This window comes from Priestia aryabhattai (genome assembly GCF_023715685.1).
GTDB classification, from domain to species: Bacteria; Bacillota; Bacilli; order Bacillales; family Bacillaceae_H; genus Priestia; species Priestia aryabhattai_B.
Genome location: NZ_JAMBOQ010000115.1, coordinates 1 through 257 on the forward strand (window position 1 = coordinate 1; position 257 = coordinate 257).

Genomic DNA, 257 nt, shown 5'->3' on the forward strand with positions numbered 1-257 from the left:
CTTTTAATCAGAGGGTCGAAGGTTCGAGTCCTTCATGGCTCATTTTAATAAGCGGAAGTAGTTCAGTGGTAGAACACCACCTTGCCAAGGTGGGGGTCGCGAGTTCGAACCTCGTCTTCCGCTCCATATAAAGCGCCCGTAGCTCAATTGGATAGAGCGTTTGACTACGGATCAAAAGGTTAGGGGTTCGACTCCTCTCGGGCGCGCCATAAACGGGAAGTAGCTCAGCTTGGTAGAGCACTTGGTTTGGGACCAAG

General features: G+C 51.4%; 2 tRNA genes. Both read left to right on the plus strand.

The features are described 5' to 3' along the window. Window positions 1–51: 51 nt before the first annotated feature. A tRNA-Gly gene (locus M3225_RS29275) sits at window positions 52–126 on the plus strand. Window positions 127–132: 6 nt separating this feature from the next. After that, window positions 133–209 (plus strand) — tRNA-Arg (locus M3225_RS29280). Window positions 210–257: the final 48 nt, after the last annotated feature.